This is a genomic window from Georgenia sp., assembly GCF_054605595.1.
Genome location: NZ_JBTSDU010000001.1, coordinates 53,581 through 70,730 on the forward strand (window position 1 = coordinate 53,581; position 17,150 = coordinate 70,730).

General features: G+C 71.6%; 15 protein-coding genes. 1 reads left to right on the forward strand and 14 read right to left on the reverse strand.

Annotation, left to right across the window (positions count from 1 at the left end):
* Position 1 precedes the first annotated feature (1 nt).
* The 14 genes from nuoL to ACYC1Z_RS00325 form a co-directional block, all read right to left on the reverse strand.
* Positions 2 to 1,969 (reverse strand): NADH-quinone oxidoreductase subunit L, encoded by a 1,968-nt coding sequence (gene nuoL, locus ACYC1Z_RS00260; protein ID WP_461407565.1) that lies wholly within the window; start codon positions 1,967 to 1,969, stop codon positions 2 to 4.
* 23 nt (positions 1,970 to 1,992) lie between these two features.
* The gene (nuoK, locus tag ACYC1Z_RS00265) at positions 1,993 to 2,292 is read right to left on the reverse strand and encodes an NADH-quinone oxidoreductase subunit NuoK (protein WP_461407550.1); all 300 of its coding nucleotides are present in this window, start codon (positions 2,290 to 2,292) and stop codon (positions 1,993 to 1,995) included.
* On the reverse strand, positions 2,289 to 3,272 hold the full coding sequence (locus tag ACYC1Z_RS00270; RefSeq protein WP_461407551.1) for an NADH-quinone oxidoreductase subunit J: 984 nt from the start codon (positions 3,270 to 3,272) through the stop codon (positions 2,289 to 2,291). The genes nuoK and ACYC1Z_RS00270 overlap by 4 nt, the downstream gene beginning before the upstream one ends.
* A complete protein-coding gene (gene nuoI / locus ACYC1Z_RS00275) occupies positions 3,269 to 3,985 on the reverse strand; it encodes an NADH-quinone oxidoreductase subunit NuoI (RefSeq protein ID WP_461407552.1) in 717 nt (238 codons plus the stop codon). The genes ACYC1Z_RS00270 and nuoI overlap by 4 nt, the downstream gene beginning before the upstream one ends.
* Entirely contained in the window at positions 3,978 to 5,321 is a 1,344-nt protein-coding gene (gene nuoH / locus ACYC1Z_RS00280; protein ID WP_461407566.1) for an NADH-quinone oxidoreductase subunit NuoH, read from the reverse strand. Before nuoH ends, nuoI begins: the two co-directional genes overlap by 8 nt.
* Positions 5,321 to 7,957 (reverse strand): NADH-quinone oxidoreductase subunit G, encoded by a 2,637-nt coding sequence (locus ACYC1Z_RS00285; protein ID WP_461407553.1) that lies wholly within the window; start codon positions 7,955 to 7,957, stop codon positions 5,321 to 5,323. Before ACYC1Z_RS00285 ends, nuoH begins: the two co-directional genes overlap by 1 nt.
* Positions 7,954 to 9,279 carry an NADH-quinone oxidoreductase subunit NuoF gene (gene nuoF / locus ACYC1Z_RS00290; protein ID WP_461407554.1) on the reverse strand — a complete coding sequence of 442 codons (1,326 nt, stop codon included), beginning with the start codon at positions 9,277 to 9,279 and terminating at the stop codon, positions 7,954 to 7,956. Before nuoF ends, ACYC1Z_RS00285 begins: the two co-directional genes overlap by 4 nt.
* The gene (gene nuoE / locus ACYC1Z_RS00295; RefSeq protein WP_461407555.1) at positions 9,276 to 10,094 is read right to left on the reverse strand and encodes an NADH-quinone oxidoreductase subunit NuoE; all 819 of its coding nucleotides are present in this window, start codon (positions 10,092 to 10,094) and stop codon (positions 9,276 to 9,278) included. Before nuoE ends, nuoF begins: the two co-directional genes overlap by 4 nt.
* A complete protein-coding gene (locus ACYC1Z_RS00300) occupies positions 10,094 to 11,443 on the reverse strand; it encodes an NADH-quinone oxidoreductase subunit D (protein WP_461407556.1) in 1,350 nt (449 codons plus the stop codon). Before ACYC1Z_RS00300 ends, nuoE begins: the two co-directional genes overlap by 1 nt.
* A complete protein-coding gene (locus tag ACYC1Z_RS00305) occupies positions 11,443 to 12,252 on the reverse strand; it encodes an NADH-quinone oxidoreductase subunit C (RefSeq protein ID WP_461407557.1) in 810 nt (269 codons plus the stop codon). The genes ACYC1Z_RS00300 and ACYC1Z_RS00305 overlap by 1 nt, the downstream gene beginning before the upstream one ends.
* Entirely contained in the window at positions 12,249 to 12,803 is a 555-nt protein-coding gene (locus tag ACYC1Z_RS00310) for a NuoB/complex I 20 kDa subunit family protein (protein WP_461407558.1), read from the reverse strand. Before ACYC1Z_RS00310 ends, ACYC1Z_RS00305 begins: the two co-directional genes overlap by 4 nt.
* Before the next feature lie 8 nt (positions 12,804 to 12,811).
* On the reverse strand, positions 12,812 to 13,174 hold the full coding sequence (locus tag ACYC1Z_RS00315; protein ID WP_461407559.1) for an NADH-quinone oxidoreductase subunit A: 363 nt from the start codon (positions 13,172 to 13,174) through the stop codon (positions 12,812 to 12,814).
* Between the two features lie 112 nt (positions 13,175 to 13,286).
* On the reverse strand, positions 13,287 to 14,585 hold the full coding sequence (locus tag ACYC1Z_RS00320; protein WP_461407560.1) for an NAD(P)/FAD-dependent oxidoreductase: 1,299 nt from the start codon (positions 14,583 to 14,585) through the stop codon (positions 13,287 to 13,289).
* A gap of 206 nt (positions 14,586 to 14,791) precedes the next feature.
* Positions 14,792 to 15,490, reverse strand: a complete 699-nt coding sequence (locus ACYC1Z_RS00325) for a demethylmenaquinone methyltransferase (RefSeq protein WP_461407561.1) — start codon at positions 15,488 to 15,490, stop codon at positions 14,792 to 14,794.
* Between the two features lie 152 nt (positions 15,491 to 15,642).
* Between ACYC1Z_RS00325 and ACYC1Z_RS00330 the strand changes: the two genes are divergently transcribed.
* Entirely contained in the window at positions 15,643 to 17,073 is a 1,431-nt protein-coding gene (locus ACYC1Z_RS00330; RefSeq protein ID WP_461407562.1) for an isochorismate synthase, read from the forward strand.
* Positions 17,074 to 17,150 lie beyond the last annotated feature (77 nt).

Genomic DNA, 17,150 nt, shown 5'->3' on the forward strand with positions numbered 1-17,150 from the left:
TCTACACGCGCGAGGCGAGGACGACGACAAGGGCGACGACGACACCGACGAGCATGGTGGCGGCGTAGGAACGGACGTAGCCGTTCTGAAGCTTGCCGATGACCGTGCCGAGGCCGGACGTCGAACGGGCCACGCCCATGACCGCACCGTCGACCACGGCGGAGTCGGCGTAGACCAGGGCCCGGGTCGAGTACTGACCGGGGCGCATGAACACACCTTCGTTGAAGGCGTCCTGGTACAGGTCCTGCCGCGCCGCACGGGTGAGGGCGTTTCCTGCCGGGGCGGTCGCGGGGACCGGCGAGGCGCCGTACATGCGCCACGCGAGCAGCGCACCGACGAGCACCAGCACCAGGGTGGCCACCGTGATCACCGGCACCGACAGCACGGGCTCGTGCTGCTCGACCTGCCCGGTCACCGGCGCGAGCCAGTCCACGAAGCCGCCACCCAGGTTCATCACGAAGCCCAGGCCCAGGGAGCCGGCGGCGAGCACGATCATCGGGATCGTCATGAGGGCCGGGGACTCGTGCGGGTGCGGCCGCTCGGCCTCGGGCAGCTCACGCCAGCGCTCCTTGCCGTGGAAGATCATGAAGAACAGGCGGGACATGTAGAAGGCGGTGATCCCGGCGCCCAGCAGGGCGGCGGTGCCGAAGACCCACGGCTGCCAGCCCTCGCCGACGAACGCCGCCTCGATGATCTTGTCCTTGGACCAGAAGCCGGAGAACGGCGGGATGCCGATGATCGCGAGCCAGCCCAGGCCCATGGTCACCCAGGTGATCTTCATGTACTTCGCCAGCCCGCCGAGGCGGCGCATGTCGACGTCGTCGTTCATGCCGTGCATGACCGAGCCGGCCCCGAGGAACAGGCCGGCCTTGAAGAAGCCGTGCGTGATGAGGTGGAAGATCGCGAAGGCGTAGCCGATCGGGCCGAGCCCGGCGCCGAGCATCATGTACCCGATCTGGGACATGGTGGAGGCGGCGAGCACCTTCTTCATGTCGTCCTTGGCCGACCCGACGATCGCCCCGAACAGGAGCGTGACCGCACCGACGACGGCGACGACGAGCTGCGCGGTCGGTGCGCCGTTGAGGATGGGGCCGGAGCGCACCAGGAGGTAGACGCCGGCGGTGACCATGGTGGCGGCGTGGATGAGGGCGGAGACCGGGGTCGGGCCCGCCATCGCGTCCCCGAGCCAGGCCTGCAGCGGCACCTGCGCGGACTTGCCGGTGGCGGCCAGCAGCAGCAGCAGCCCGATCGTGGTGAGCACGCCCTCGTTCGCGCCGGCGGCGGCGCCGAACACGGAGGTGAAGTCCAGCGCGCCGAAGGCGGCGAACATGCCACCCATCGCGAGCAGGAGGCCCATGTCACCGACGCGGTTCATCACGAACGCCTTCTTGGCGGCCGTGGCGTAGTCGGGGTTCTGGTTCCAGAACCCGATGAGCAGGTAGGACGCCAGGCCCACACCCTCCCAGCCGAGGAAGGCCAGCGCGTAGCTGTCGGCCAGGACCAGGGTCAGCATCGCGGCGACGAAGAGGTTCAGGTAGGCGAAGAACCGGCGCCGGTCGCCGTCGTGCGCCATGTAGGCGACGGAGTAGATGTGGATCAGCGTGCCGACGAACGTCACGAGCAGGACGAAGGTCATCGACAGGGGGTCGACCCGCATGCCGGCGTCGACGTTCAGCCCGCCCGCCGGGATCCAGCTGAACAGGTGGACGTCCATGACCCGTTGCGCGGGCTCGAGCCCGGCGAGCTGGATCGTGGTGGCCAGCCCGACGACGAAGCCCGCCGTCGTGGCGAGCACGCCGAGCCAGTGGCCCCAGGCATCGGCCCGGCGCCCGAGCACGAGCAGCAGCCCGGCACTGACCATCGGGATCGCGACAGCCAGCCAGATCAGTGACGCCGAGCCGGTGCCGTCGGCCGCGACGGCCGGGGCGGCCGCGTCGAGGCCCGCGGGCAGGAATACAGAACCAGACATGGTGGCGCTCACGCCAGCCCCCGTCAGTGCTTCAGCAGGTTGACGTCGTCGACCGACGCTGACCTGCGGGTTCGGAAGATGGACACGATGATCGCCAGCCCCACGACGACCTCGGCGGCCGCGACGACCATGACGAAGAACGCCATGACCTGGCCGGTGAGGTCACCGTGCAGCCTGGCGAACGTCACGAGCACCAGGTTCGAGGAGTTCAGCATGATCTCGACGCCGAGGAGGGCGACGATCGCGTTGCGGCGCACCAGGACGGCCGTGGCGCCGATGGCGAACAGGATCGCCGCCAGCACCAGGTAGTTGACCAGGCTCATCGGCCCTCCTCGCCTTCGGTGATCTCGGCCGCGGTCTCGCCGGGCTCGATGGTGGCCACGGGATCGCCGGGCACGCCCGGGGTGGGCGCGGGTTCGCCGCGCATGCCGGGCAGGCCGGACTGCCGCACGCCCCGGGACGCCGCGGCGCCGAACAGGCCGGCCGCCTCGTCCCCCGCCCGGGACCGGGCCACGGCCTCGACGGCCTCGGGGGCGACGTCGCCGATGGGGCGCTCCTGGCCACGGATGCGCAGCACGCGCGGCACCGAGTCCTGGATGGGTTCGCCGGTACCGGACAGGGCCGCGACGGCGGCGGAGTTGGACCGGGCGTAGACGCCGGGCGCCGGGAGCATGCGGATGCCGCCCCGGCCCTCGCCGTAGGCCCGCATCTTCGCCTCGGCGGTGTCGGCCTGGGAGAGCTTCTTGTGCAGCCGCTCGCCGTGCGTGAGCGTGACGGCGCCGAGCGCAGCCACGATCAGCAGGGCGCCGGTGATCTCCATCGTGAACACGTGGTCGGAGAAGATCAGGCGGGCCACCCCGACGGGGTTGGTGTCCGCGTTCGCGGCGTCCACGCCGACCGGGTCGGGCATGACCGCGGTGGCGACGACGCCGACGAGCACCAGCACGAGGCCGAGCCCGCCGAGCACCGCGACACCGCGCTGGCCCCTGATGGTCTCGGTCAGCGAGTCGGACGCGTCGACGCCGACGAGCATGAGCACGAATAGGAACAGCATCATGATCGCGCCCGTGTAGACGACGACCTGTGCCACGCCGAGGAACGGTGCCCCCTGCGCGACGTACAGCGCGGCCAGGCTCAGCATGATCAGGACGACGCACATCGCGGCGTACACGGACTTGCGCAGGAACAACAGACCGAGCGCGGCGAGCACCATGACGGGTGCGAGCACCCAGAACAGCACGGCCTCACCCGTGGAGAACGTGACCGCGGTCCCGAGCGTCGCGGCGAGGGGGAGAGCGTTCATCGGGCGTTCCCCCCAGCGGCCGCGACCGGGCGGGCGGACGGCAGCGTCGGGTCCTCGGGGCGGTGCTCGCGCACCCAGTCGACCTGGCCCTGGGTGGGGCCGGTGACCTCGCCTCGGTAGTAGTCGCTGTCGGTGGTGCCCTCGACCATCGGGTGCGGGGCGGCGAGCATGCCCTCGAGCAACGGGGCGAGCAGGTCCTGCTTCTCGTAGATGAGGCCCTCCCGGGTCGGGCCGGCGAGCTCGTACTCGTTGGTCATCGTCAGCGCCCGGGTGGGGCACGCCTCGATGCACAGACCGCACAGGATGCAGCGCAGGTAGTTGATCTGGTAGACGCGCCCGTACCGCTCGCCCGGGGCGTACTGGCCCTCCGGGGAGTTGTTGCCGGCCTCGACGAAGATCGCGTCCGCCGGGCAGGCCCAGGCGCACAGCTCGCAGCCGATGCACTTCTCGAGCCCGTCCGCGTAGCGGTTGAGCTGGTGTCGGCCGTGGAAGCGCGGCTGCGTCGGCAGCTTCTCGAACGGGTACTGCTCGGTGACGACCGGGCGGAACATCGAGGAGATGGTCACGCCGAAGCCGGCGACCGGGGCGAACAGCGAACCGATCGGGCCCCTCTTGGCAGGGCCGAGCGCGGCGGGGTCGAACGCGGCGACCTCCCCGCGGTGCTTGCGGGCGCGCCCGAGCTCCTGGTCGCGAGGGGTCTTCTCCTCAGACATCCTGACCCTCCTTGGGGGTGGTGGACGGGACGGCGGCGGCGGTCTCGCGCTGGCGCCGCGGCGACGGCGGCAGGGTCTGCCCGGGCAGCGGCGGAACGGGGAACCCACCGGCGAAGGCGTCGAAGTCCGAGGTGCCCGGCGTGATGTCGGGCCGGACCGTGGCACCTTCGACGGCCGGGGGGGCCTTCTTCTCGGGCCAGAGCAGCAGTGCGACGAGGACGACGGCGAACACGCCACCGATCCACAGCAGCAGCGTCGTCAGCTCGACGTCGGCGAACTGGCGCACGCCCTGGATCACGGCGACCGCGACGAGCCAGACCAGTGCGACGGGGATCAGAACCTTCCAGCCCAGCTTCATGAACTGGTCGTACCGGAAGCGCAGCAGCGTGCCGCGGACCCAGATCAGGAGGAACATGAAGAACCACACCTTGACCAGGAACCACAGGATCGGCCACCAGCCGGTGTTCAGCACGCCGTCCCCGACGGAGGACAGCGGCCACGGCGCGCGCCAGCCACCGAAGAACAAGGTGGTGGCCACCCCGGAGACGTTGAACATGTTGATGTACTCGGCGAGGTAGAACCACGCGAACTTCATCGACGAGTACTCGACCATGTGACCGGCGACGAGCTCGCCCTCCGCCTCGGGCAGGTCGAACGGCAGCCGGTTGACCTCACCGACCATGGAGATCAGGTACACGATGAACGCCGGTAGCAGGGCGATGCCCCACCACAGGGAGGTCTGGCTGTTCACGATCTGCGACGTCGACATCGAGCCGGCGACCAGGAACACGCTGACCAGGGACAGGCCCATGCTGAGCTCGTAGGAGATGACCTGCGCCGAGGAGCGGACCGCGCCGAGCAGGGGGTAGGTCGAGTTCGCGGACCAGCCGCCGAGGACGAGCGCGTACACCCCGACCGAGGTGATCGCGAGGATGTACAGCACCGCGACGGGCATGTCGGTCAGCTGCAGCGGGGTCCGGATGCCGAACATGGTGACCCCGGGGCCGAACGGCAGGACCGCGTAGACCATGAAGGAGGAGAACGCGGCGATGAACGGTGCCAGGAGATACAGCACCCGGTCGGCGCCCTTGAGCCAGAAGTCTTCCTTCAGCACCAGCTTCAGGGCGTCCGCGATCGCCTGGAACAGACCCAGCGGGCCCACCACGTTCGGGCCCGAGCGGGTCTGCATGCGGCCGAGGCCGCGCCGCTCCACCCACAGGGCCAGGAGGACCGAGAGGATGAGGAACAGCAGGATGGCGACGGCCTTGATGAGCCAGATCCACCAGGTGTCTTCACTGAAGTCGGCGGTTGGTGCCGCCGACGCGAGCAGCGGGATCACTGGTTCTCCTTCGGGGTGGCGGTCACGTCGACGACCGAGCCGACGCCGGCTCCGAGCATCGTGCGCACGCTCGAGCCGGGTGAGTTCTCCGGCAGCCACACCACGTGCTCGGGCATGGCGGTCAGCTGGACCGGCAGGGTGATCGAGCCCACGGGCCCGGCGACGGTCAGCCGGTCCCCGTCGACGACGCCGAACTCGGCGGCCGTGGCGGCGGCGACGCGCACGACGGGGCGGTGCGCGGTGCCGGCGAGGTGCGGCTCGCCGTCCTGCCCCCGGCCCGCGTCGAGCTGCGGCTTCCAGGTGGCGAGCACGGCCTGGCCGGACCCGGGGGCCGGCAGCGGCGCCGGGGCCGCGGTCGGTGCGGGCGGCCGCAGGCCCCCCCAACCGCTGAGCTCGGTGAGCTCGCCGTGCGTGGCGGTGAGGGAGTCCAGGCCGAGCTCGGCGCCCATCTCCGTCGCGAGGGAGTCCAGGACCTCACGGTCCGAGAGCGAGCGGGTCACGAGGACCTGCCCGAACGGGCGCACGCGCCCCTCCCAGTTCACGAAGCTGCCGGCCTTCTCCACGGGCGGCGCGACCGGCAGCACGATGTCGGCGTGGGCGGAGACCTCCGAGCGGCGGACCTCGAGCTGGAGCACGAAGCCCACCCGCTCGAGCGCCTCGCGGGCCAGGACCGGGTCGGGCAGGTCGCGCAGCTCGAGCCCGCCGACGACGAGGGCACCGAGGGCCCCCTCGCGCGCGGCGCCCAGGATGGCGGTGAGGTCGCGGCCCCGGCCCGCAGGCAGCGCCGCCACGCCCCAGACGGCGCCGAGGTCGACGCGGGCGTCGGCGTCGGCGGCCTGACGACCGCCGGGCAGCAGCCCGGGCAGCGTGCCGGCATCGACGGCGCCGCGCTCGCCGGCGCGGCGCGGCACCCAGGCGATGCGGGCACCGGTGCGTTCGGCCAGCGCGCTGACCGCGGACAGCGTGCCGGGCACGGCGGCGGCGCGCTCGCCGACCAGGATGACGGCGCCGGGCTCCGCCAGGCGGGTGGCCAGGGTGGCGAGGTCGGTCTCGGTGGCGGCGGTGCGGATGGCGTCGAGCACCTCGGGCTCGGTGCCGGGCGCGGCGGGCACGAGCCGGGCCCGCATCTTCGTGGCGCCCCGGGTCGCGAACGGGGCGACGGTGGCGACGTCGACGCTGCCCGCCAGCATGCCCTTGCGCAGCCGCAGGAAGATCGTGCCGGACTCGTCCTCCGGCTCCAGCGCCACCAGGAGGACCTGGTCGGCGTGCTCGAGGTCGGTGAAGGTCACGCCCTGGCCGGTCGCGGCCACGTGGTGGGCGAGGAACTGCTCCTCCTCGGCCGAGTGCGCGCGTGCCCGGTGGTCGATGTCGTTCGTGCCCAGGACCACGCGGGCGAACTTCGACCAGGCGTAGGCGTCCTCGAGGGTGAGTCGGCCACCGGGCAGGAGGCCGACGCCGCCGGTGTCCCGGGCGCCCGCCAGGGCGCGGGCGGCGATGTCCAGGGCCTCGGACCAGCTCGTGGGGACGAGCTCGCCCGTCTCCTCGCGGACCAGCGGGACCTTGATGCGGTCCGGCGCGTCCTGCCAGGTGAAGGCGAAGCGGTCCTTGTCGGTGATCCACTCCTCGTTGACCTCGGGGTCGTTGCCGGCGAGGCGGCGCACCACGGTGCTGCGGCGGTGGTCGACGCGGATGGCGGAGCCGCCGGCGTCGTGCTCGGCCACCGAGGGGGTGGAGACGAGGTCGAACGGCCGGGACCGGAAGCGGTACGTCGCGGACGTGAGCGCACCGACCGGGCAGATCTGGATGGTGTTGCCCGAGAAGTAGGACGCGAACGGGCGGCCGGAGGCGTCCAGCTCCGCGGGGCGCGTGGGGCCCGCGGACAGCGACCCGGTGAGGCCGGGGGCGCCGTCGGGGCCGGCGAGGTCGAGGGCCGGGACGGCGGGGGCGGCGGTGCCGGTCTCGGCGAAGTCCAGCACCTGCGTGTCGAACGTGCCGATCTGCTGACCCGGGATGCCGTGGACCTCGCGGCCCGGGGAGCCGCCGCCACGACCCTGCAAGGTGATGAACGGGTCGCCGGCGATCTCGGCGGAGAAGCGGGTGCACCGCTGGCACAGGATGCAGCGGTCCCGGTCGAGGAGGATCTGGGAGGAGATCTTCAGCGGCTTGGGGAACGTGCGCTTGATGTCCACGAAGCGGCTGGCGGAGCGGCCGTCGCTCATCGCCTGGTTCTGCAGGGGGCACTCCCCACCCTTGTCGCAGACGGGGCAGTCCAGCGGGTGGTTGATCAGCAGGAACTCCATGTTCCCGTGCTGGGCCTTCGTGGCGACCTCGGAGGTGTGCTGCGTGGCCACCACCATGCCGGGGGTGGCCACCGTGGTGCAGGAGGTCTGCGGCTTCGGCATCGCGCGCAGGTTGCCCTCGCGGTCCGGGGTGGAGACGTCGACGAGGCACTGCCGGCAGGCGCCGGCGGGCTTGAGGAGCGGGTGGTCGCAGAAGCGCGGGATGTGGATCCCCGCCGTCTCCGCGGCGCGGATGACCAGGGTCCCCTTGGGGACCTCGACCTCGACGCCGTCGATGGTCACCGTGAGCAGCTCCACGGGGGCCTGCGTCGCACGGTCGGACGTGACTGTCATCGAACACCTGCTTCGTGGAAGATGGCCGAGGCCTCGTACGGGAACAGTTCCCAGGCCGGGGTGTGCGTGCCCGCCTCGAACTCGGCACGGAAATGCTTGATACCGCTCTGGATCGGGGTGGCCGAGGCGTCGCCGAGGGCGCAGAAGGACCGGCCGGCGATGTTGGCGGAGACGTCGAGCAGCAGGTCGACGTCGGTGGGCAGGCCCTTGCCCGCCTCGAGGCGGTGCATGACCTGCTTCATCCAGTAGGTGCCCTCGCGGCAGGGCGTGCACTTGCCGCAGGACTCGTGCTGGTAGAAGTCGCTCCACCGGGAGATGACCCGGACCACCGAGGTCGTCTCGTCGAAGACCTGGAGCGCGCGCGTGCCGAGCATCGACCCGGCGGCGCCGACCGACTCGTAGTCCAGCGGGACGTCGAGCTCGGCCTCGGTGAGGATCGGCGTCGAGGAGCCGCCCGGCGTCCAGAACTTCAGTTGGTGCCCGGGCCGCATGCCGCCGGCCATCTCGATGAGCTCGCGCATGGTGATGCCGAGCGGCGCCTCGAACTGGCCGGGGTTGCGCACGTGGCCGGAGACGGAGAAGAAGCCGTGCCCGGCGGACTTCTCGGTGCCCATGGCGGCGAACCAGTCGGCGCCGCGGCTGACGATCGCGGGGACGGACGCGATCGTCTCGACGTTGTTCACCACCGTGGGGCGCGCGTACAGGCCGGCGACGGCGGGGAACGGGGGCTTCAGCCGCGGCTGGCCGCGCAGGCCCTCGAGGGAGTCGAGCAGCGCCGTCTCCTCGCCACAGATGTAGGCACCGGCACCCGTGTGGACGGTGATGTCCAGGTCGTAGTCCCCGTTGGGTCCCAGGCCCTGCCCGATGAGGCCGGCCTCGCGGGCCTCGCGCACCGCGGCGAGCAGCCGGCGGTACACGTGCACGGTCTCCCCGCGCAGGTAGATGAAGGCGTGGTGGCCGCCGATGGCGTAGGACGTGATCGCCACCCCCTCGACGAGGGCGTGCGGGTTCGCCATCAGCAGCGGGATGTCCTTGCAGGTTCCGGGCTCGGACTCGTCCGCGTTGACGACGAGGTAGCGCGGGCCGCCGTCGGGCTTGGGCAGGAAGGACCACTTCAGGCCGGTGGGGAAGCCGGCGCCGCCGCGGCCGCGCAGGCCGGAGGCCTTGACCTCGGCGACGAGGTCCTCCGGAGCCATCGTCAGGGCCTTGGCGAGCGCCTGGTAGCCCTCGTGCGCCCGGTAGGCGTCCAGGGTCCAGGAGTTCGGTACGTCCCAGATCTCGGAGAGGACCGGGGTGAGCCGGCCCGGGGCGGTGAGTGTCACTTCTCCTCCTCGTGGTCGACCGTCTTGGCGGTGGTGTCCGCCCCGGTGCTGGGCGGGCGTTCGGCGCTGGAGCCCACGTCGCCGACGGGTGCCACGCCCGCGGCCTCGGCCGCGGCGACGTCCACACCGCCGACGGCCCGCTGGTCCGCGGTGTCCTCGTGCGGGGCGCGCCAGCCGTGCTCGCGGGCGATGCGCAGCCCGCGCAGGGTGGGCTCGCCCGCTTTGCCGCCCTCGTTCGCCCGGCCGTCCTCGAAGCCGGCGAGCACGTGGGAGATCTCCTTGAAGGTCCCCACGGTCTCGGCGCCGCGGGTCGGGTGCACGGCGCCACCGGCGGTGATCTGGTCGACGAGGTCGATGGCCGACGTCGGCGTCTGGTTGTCGAAGAACTCCCAGTTGACCATCACCACGGGTGCGTAGTCGCAGGCGGCGTTGCACTCGATCCGCTCGAGCGTGATCCGGCCGTCCGGCGTCGTCTCGTCGTGGCCGATGCCGAGGTGCTCGGCGACCTTGTCCCAGATGATGTCCCCGCCCATGACCGCGCACAGCGCGTTGGTGCAGACGCCGACCGTGTACTCCCCGTTGGGGTGGCGCTTGTACTGGCTGTAGAACGTCGCGACGGCGGAGACCTCCGGGCGCGACAGGTCCAGCAGGTCCGCGCACAGCGCGATGCCCCGTGGGGAGACGTAGCCGTCCTCCGACTGGATGAGGTGGAGCATCGGCAGCAGCGCGGAGCGGGGCTCGGGGTATCGGCCGATGATCTGCCGGGCCTCGTCGCGCAGTCGCGCGTCGGCCTCGGGCGCGTAGGTCTCGTTCATCAACGGTCCACTCCTCCCAGGACGGGGTCGAGCGAGGCCAGGGAGACGACGATGTCGGCCAGCTGGCCTCCTTCGGTGATCATCGCCACGGACTGCAGGTTCGCGAAGGACGGGTCACGGAAGTGTGCCCGGTAGGGGCGGGTGCTGCCGTCGGACACCAGATGCACGCCCATCACGCCCTTGGCGTGCTCGATCATCTGGTAGACCTGCCCGGCCGGCACCCGGAAGCCCTCGGTCACCAGCTTGAAATGATGGATGAGGGACTCCATGGAGGTGCCCATGATCTCCTTGATGTGCTCCAGGGAGTTGCCCTGGCCGTCGCTGCCGACGGAGAGCTGCGCGGGCCACGCGATCTTCTTGTCCGCGACCATCACCGGCCCGGGCGTGGCGTCGAGGCGGTCGAGCACCTGCGTGATGATCTTGAGCGACTCGTAGCACTCGTCGAACCGGACCATGACCCGGTTGTAGGCGTCGGACAGGTCCCGCACCGGCACGTCGAAGTCGTACGTCTCGTAGCCGCAGTAGGGCTGGATCTTCCGCATGTCCAGCGGCAGGCCCGCCGCCCGTGCGCTCGGCCCGGTCAGGCCGAGGGCGAGGACGCCGGCGTACGGCATGACCCCGACGTTCTGGTGGCGCAGCTTGTAGATGGGGTTCGCCGAGGCGAGGTCCTCCAGCTCCTTGACGGAGAGCCGGATGTTCGGCAGCAGCTCCCGGACGTAGTCCGTGGTGCTCGCGGTCAGGTCCTGCGCGACGCCCCCGGGGCGGATGTAGGCGTGGTTCATGCGCAGGCCGGAGACCTGCTCGAAGATGCGCAGGATGTCCTCGCGGCCGCGGAAGGCGACGGTCATCATGGTCGTCGCACCCAGCTCGTTACCGCCGGAGCCGATGGAGACCAGGTGGGAGCCGATGCGGTTGAGCTCCATCATGAGCACGCGGATGAGCGTGGCGCGCTCGGGGATCTCGTTCGTGATCCCGAGCAGCTTCTCGACACCGAGACAGTAGGCGACCTCCTGGAAGAAGGGGGCGACGTAGTCCATGCGGGTGCAGAACGTCACGCCCTGGGTCCAGGTGCGGTACTCCATGTTCTTCTCGATACCGGTGTGCAGGAACCCGGTGCCGACGCGCATCTCGCGGACCGTCTCGCCGTCGATCTCGAGCACGAGGCGCAGCACGCCGTGCGTGGAGGGGTGGACGGGACCCATGTTGACGACGATGCGCTCCTCGCCGAGGCGCTCGGCCTCGGCGGCGATTTCCGCCCAGTCGCCGCCCTCGGTGACGAACTCGCGCGCGCCGGGGGCCTCCTCGGCCGGTCCGGCCGCGGTGGGGCGGGTGTTGGTGGAAGCAGTCATCAGCGGTACGACCTCCGGTTGTCGGCCGGCGGGACGGTGGCTCCCTTGTACTCCACGGGAATCCCGCCCAGCGGGTAGTCCTTGCGCTGCGGGTGGCCGACCCAGTCGTCCGGCATCGCGGTGCGCGCGAGTGCGGGGTGACCGTCGAAGACGATCCCCATGAGGTCCCACGTCTCGCGCTCGTGCCAGTCGTTGCCGGGGTAGATGTCGACGACCGTGGGAATGTGCGGGTCCGCGTCGGGGCAGGTGACCTCGAGGCGGAGCTGGCGGGTGTGCGTGATCGAGAACAGGTGATAGACGGCGTGCAGCTCGCGGCCCTCGTCGCCCGGGTAGTGCACCCCGGAGACCCCCATGCACAGCTCGAAGCGGAGGTCCTGGTCGTCACGCAGCGCGCGGGACACGGTGGCGACGTGCTCGCGCTGGATGAACAGCGTGAGCTCGCCGCGGTCGACGACGACCTTCTCGATGACCTGCTCGGGGTCGAGGCCCTGCGCGGCGAGGAGCTCGACGAGCACGTCGACGGCCTCGTCGAACCAGCTCCCGTAGGGGCGGGTGGCGGCGGGCGCCATGGCGATGGTGGCCACGAGGCCGCCGAAGCCGGTGGTGTCGCCGGAGCCGGTGACACCGAACATGCCGTGGCGGGTCTCCACGAGCTCGAGCTGGGTGCGGGCGCCCTTGGGGCCGGCGGGGATGTTCTGCGCCGCGGCCTCGGCGGCGGCGGCGGTCGCCGTCGTGCCGACCTCGGCGCTGACGTTGCCGGGCTTCGCGGCGGCGGCCGCGGACTGCTTCTCGTCGTTGCGGTCGCTCACACCAACAGGCCCTTCATCTGGTGCGTGGGGGTCGCGGCGAGCGCCGCGGCCTCGGCGGCGCGGGCCGCCTCCTCGCGGTTGACGCCCAGCGGCGCCGACTCGACCTGCTTGCGCAGCTCGAGCACGGAGTTGATGAGCATCTCCGGGCGAGGCGGGCAGCCGGGCAGGTAGATGTCCACGGGGACGATGTGGTCGACGCCCTGGACGATGGCGTAGTTGTTGAACATGCCGCCGGAGGAGGCGCACACGCCCATGGCGATGACCCACTTCGGCTCGGCCATCTGGTCGTAGATGTTGCGGATGACCGGGGCCATCCGGTGGCTCACGCGGCCGGAGACGATCATGAGGTCGGCGTGGCGGGGCGAGGCGCGGAACACCTCGAGCCCGAACCGCGACATGTCGAACCGTGGGGTGCCCGCGGCCATCATCTCGATGGCGCAGCACGCCAGGCCCATCGTGACGGGCCACTGCGACTTGGACCGGCTCCAGCCGACGACCTTCTCGATCGTCGTGAGCATGAAGCCCGACGGGGCCTTCTCTTCGAGTCCCATGTGCTACCTCAGTCCCACTCGAGTCCGCCGCGGCGCCACTCGTACACGTACGGCACCGTGATCAGGAAGATGAAGCCGAGCATGGCCACCAGCCCGAAGGCGGTGAGCTCGGAGAAGGAGACGGCCCACGGGTAGAGGAAGACCACCTCGATGTCGAAGACGATGAAGGTCATCGCGATCAGGTAGTACTTCACCGGGAAGCGTCCGGCGCTCGCCGCGCGGGGTGTCGCCTCGATGCCACACTCGTAGTTGGCGACCTTGATGCGGTTGTACCGCTTGGGGCCGATCATGGCGCTGGCGCCGAGACCACCGAGGGCCATCGCGGCCGCCACCGCTGCCATCACGAGCAGCGGAACAAACGGGTTCGTCATCGTTCCTCCGTACGACTACATGCCAGGGCACCGCGAGGCGCCGGGCCTAAAGGCCCACGGACAGCGTAGAGGGTGACCCCTAGGACGTACGTCCCGACACCCCTCTGCCCCGTCATGACGGCGGCACCATCTTGGTCAACGCGGTGATCAGTCTGTCCATCCAGTCCCCGTCCCGCCGGTCGAAACCGTCCGACAGCAGCTTCATCACGAAGCGCATCAGCGTCGGGCGGGGCAGGCCGTACTTCACGCACAGCCGCATGATCTCCGGACGCTCGATGATGCGGGCGAACACCTGGCCGAGCGTGTAGTAGCCGCCGAGCTCGTCGGCGAGGATCTTGGGGTACGTCCGCAGGGCCTTCTCCTGCTGGTAGTACGTGGGGCGCGCGTGGGCCTGGGCGACGACGTCGGCGGCGAGCCTCCCGGACTGCATGGCGTAGGCGATGCCCTCGCCGTTGAAGGGCGAGACCATGCCGCCGGAGTCGCCGACGAGGAGCAGCCCCTGCGTGTAGTGGGGTTTGCGGTTGAACGCCATGGGCAGGGCCGCGCTGCGCAGCTCGCCCACCTGGTTCTCGGGGGTGAACTCCCACTCGGGCGGCACGTTGCGCATCCACGTCCCGAACATGGCCTTGTAGTCCAGACCGGTCGGCTTCGCCGTCGAGGAGAGCGAGCCGAGCCCGACGTTGACCGTGCCGTCACCGAGGGCGAAGATCCAGCCGTAGCCGGGCATGAGGTTCGACTCGCCGGGTTTGCCGTCCCAAAGTTCCAGGTGCGACTCCATCATCGGGTCGTCGTGGCGCGGGGAGCGGAAGTAGGTGCGCACGGCCACGCCCATGGGCCGGCCCATGTCCTTCTCGATCCCCATCGACGTGGCCAGGCGGGCCGCGACGCCGCCGGCGTCGATCACGACGGGGGCGCGGTAGGTGGCCTCGTCGCCGGACTTGCGGCCGGCGGCGTCCACCGGGCGCGCGGTGACGCCGAGGATGCGACCGGAGCGCTCGTGCCGCACGGGCCCGGTCACCGCCGTCCCCTCCCGAAGGGTGGCGCCGGACCTGACGGCGTGACGCGCCAGGGTCTCGTCGAGGTTCATGCGCGAGCGCGTCAGCCCGTAGGAGGGCATCTCGGCGAGCTCGGGCCAGGGGATCTCGATGCGGTGCCCGGCGCCGAAGGTGCGCAGACCCCAGTTCCGGATCCAGCCGTCCGCCTCCGGGGTGGGCACGCCCATCCGGATGAGTTCCGCGACCGCACGCGGGGTCAGGCCGTCGCCGCAGACCTTGTCGCGTGGGAACGTCCCCTTCTCGAGGACGAGCACCTCGAGCCCGGTCTGGGCGAGGTAGTGGGCCGCGGCGGAGCCGCCGGGTCCGGCCCCGACGACGATGACATCGGCATCGTCGTCAGCGGCGCGCGTGCGCACGGCAGATCCCACGTGATCGTCTCCAGGAGGTGTGGGCCGATGGGCCCGTTCGCACCGAGTCTACAAATCCGGCACGGGACAGTCTTGTTAGGTGGACCTCACTCGGCGGTGCCGGTGCGGGGTGTTGCGTCGTCACAGATCAGGTCGCCCTGGATCAGGAAGGCGTCGCGCGGCGTCGGGCTGTCGCGCGGCGCGGCGTCGAGCCGTCAGTCGGCGGGGCGCACGGCCCGGTGCAGCGCGACGATCCCGCCCGAGAGGTTGCGGTAGGCGACCTGCCGCCAGCCGGCACGCAGCACCGAGGCGGCGAGCTCGCGCTGCGCCTGCCAGCCGACGATCGACTCGGCGAGGTAGGTGTACGCCTCGGTGTTGGAGGACACGGCGGCCGCCATGCGCGGCAGGACCTGACCGAGGTACGTCTCGTAGACGAGGCGGAAGGGCGCCCACGTGGGGCGGGAGAACTCGCAGATCACCAGCCGGCCCCCCGGCCGGGTCACGCGCAGCATCTCGCGCAGGGCCCGCTCGGTGTCCGCGACGTTGCGCAGGCCGAAGGAGATCGTCACGGCGTCGAAGGTCTCGTCGGCGAACGGCAGCGCCATGGCGTCACCGGCCACGAACGGCAGATCGGGGCGGCGGCGCTTGCCGACCGCCATCATCCCGGTGGAGAAGTCGCAGGGGACGACGTCGATGCCCGCGTCGGCGTACTCCTCCGACGACGTGCCGGTGCCGGCGGCGAGGTCGAGGACCCGCTCCCCGGGCCGCGCCCCGACGGCCTTGCGCGTGGCGACCCGCCAGATCCGGTCCTGTCCCAGGGACAGGACGTCGTTGGTGATGTCGTACCGCTTGGCGACGTCGTCGAACATGCCGGCGACCTCGCGCGGCCTCTTGTCCAGGCTGGCTCGGCTCATGGCACTCATCATCCCAGGTGCGGCGGTGGGCCATGCACGTGGCGCGGGGCCCGCGGAAGGCGCCCTGGCCCCGGGGCAGCGCGGAGGGGCACGGCGGTGCGGTTCCCGGCGGCGGCGCACGAGGTGCGCGCGCGGGAATATCCTGGACGGCGATGCTCAGCACCGACCCGGCCGCCGTTCGCCCGTCGCGGCCCTCCGACTTCCGCCCAGCGCGGTTCCGCGACCACACCCCCGACGGGGTCGCGGCGGGCCCCGTCGCGGCGCAGGACCTCCCCGACCTGGTGGTGCGGACCGTTGAGGTCGAGCAGATCGACGACCTCCTCGCCCTGCTCCCCACCGCGGACCCGGCGTCGACCTTCTCGTGGGTCCGGCGCGGCGAGGGCCTGGTCGGTTGGGGCACCGCCCTGCGGGTCGAGACGTCGGGCCCGGACCGCATCGGCGACGCCGACACCTGGTGGTCCCGCGCCGTCGCCCGGATGACGGTGCACGACGACGTCCGGCTGCCCGGCACGGGGCCGGTCGCGTTCGGCTCGTTCTCCTTCGCGGCGGAGTCCACCTCCGGTGGCGTGCTGGTGGTCCCCGCCGTCGTCATCGGCACCCACGAGGGGCGGTCATGGATCACCACCGCGCTGCCCGCGAGCGCCGCCCCGGACGAGAGCGACGCCGTCGACGCCGTCGCCACGATGCCCTCCCCCACCCCCGTCACCGGCCCCGGGCCCGTCTCGTTCCACGACGGCGCGCTGACGGCGGAGGAGTGGACCGCCGCGGTGGCCGCGGTCGTCGAGCGCATCCGGGCGGGCGACGTGTCGAAGGTGGTGCTGGCGCGGGACGTCGTCGCCACGGCCGAGCGCCCGATGGACGTGCGCCACCTGCTCGGCCGGCTGGCCGGGGACTACCCGGGCTGCTGGACGTTCGCCGTCGACCATCTGGTCGGTGCGACGCCGGAGCTGCTGGTCCGGCGGGAGAAGGGCCTCGCGGCAAGCCGCGTCCTGGCGGGGACGATCCAGCGCACCGGCGACGACGCGGCGGACCTGCGCCGCGCCGCCGAGCTCGCCCGGTCGTCGAAGGACCTCGAGGAGCACGACTTCGCGGTCGCCTCGCTCGTGCGTGCGCTGCGGCCGTTCTGCGCGAGCATCAACGTCCCGGATGCGCCGTTCGTGCTGCACCTGCCCAACGTCATGCACCTGGCCAGCGACGTCACCGGGGTGGTCGACGGCTCGTGGCACGCGAGCGGGGACGGCGCCCACCACGCCGGTGACCCGAGCCCGTCGAGCCTGCGCCTCGCGGCCGCGCTGCACCCGACGGCGGCGGTCGGTGGGACCCCCACCACGGAAGCGACCACCATTCTTGCCGAGGCCGAGCGGATGGACCGGGGCCGTTACGCCGGGCCCGTGGGGTGGATCGGTGCCGACGGCGACGGCGAGTGGGGCATCGGCCTGCGCTCGGGCGAGCTCTCGGCGACGAACGTCCGCGAGCTGCGGATCTTCGCCGGGTGCGGCCTCGTGGCCGCCTCCGACCCGGAGTCCGAGCTCGCCGAGACCGAGGCGAAGTTCCGCCCGATGCGGGACGCCCTGCGCGGGTGATCCAGCGTCGCGCCCCGCCCGAGCCGCACGACACCTCGAGCCGCGCGACACCCCGCTCGAGCCGCACGACAAGGCCG

Coding starts and splice junctions, on each gene's coding strand:
- nuoL (WP_461407565.1), bottom strand. CDS start 1,969: ATGTCTGGTTCTGTATTCCTGCCCGCGGGCCTCGACGCGGCCGCCCCG.
- nuoK (WP_461407550.1), bottom strand. CDS start 2,292: ATGAGCCTGGTCAACTACCTGGTGCTGGCGGCGATCCTGTTCGCCATC.
- ACYC1Z_RS00270 (WP_461407551.1), bottom strand. CDS start 3,272: ATGAACGCTCTCCCCCTCGCCGCGACGCTCGGGACCGCGGTCACGTTC.
- nuoI (WP_461407552.1), bottom strand. CDS start 3,985: ATGTCTGAGGAGAAGACCCCTCGCGACCAGGAGCTCGGGCGCGCCCGC.
- ACYC1Z_RS00285 (WP_461407553.1), bottom strand. CDS start 7,957: ATGACAGTCACGTCCGACCGTGCGACGCAGGCCCCCGTGGAGCTGCTC.
- nuoE (WP_461407555.1), bottom strand. CDS start 10,094: ATGAACGAGACCTACGCGCCCGAGGCCGACGCGCGACTGCGCGACGAG.
- ACYC1Z_RS00300 (WP_461407556.1), bottom strand. CDS start 11,443: ATGACTGCTTCCACCAACACCCGCCCCACCGCGGCCGGACCGGCCGAG.
- ACYC1Z_RS00310 (WP_461407558.1), bottom strand. CDS start 12,803: ATGGGACTCGAAGAGAAGGCCCCGTCGGGCTTCATGCTCACGACGATC.
- ACYC1Z_RS00315 (WP_461407559.1), bottom strand. CDS start 13,174: ATGACGAACCCGTTTGTTCCGCTGCTCGTGATGGCAGCGGTGGCGGCC.
- ACYC1Z_RS00325 (WP_461407561.1), bottom strand. CDS start 15,490: ATGAGCCGAGCCAGCCTGGACAAGAGGCCGCGCGAGGTCGCCGGCATG.
- ACYC1Z_RS00330 (WP_461407562.1), top strand. CDS start 15,643: ATGCTCAGCACCGACCCGGCCGCCGTTCGCCCGTCGCGGCCCTCCGAC.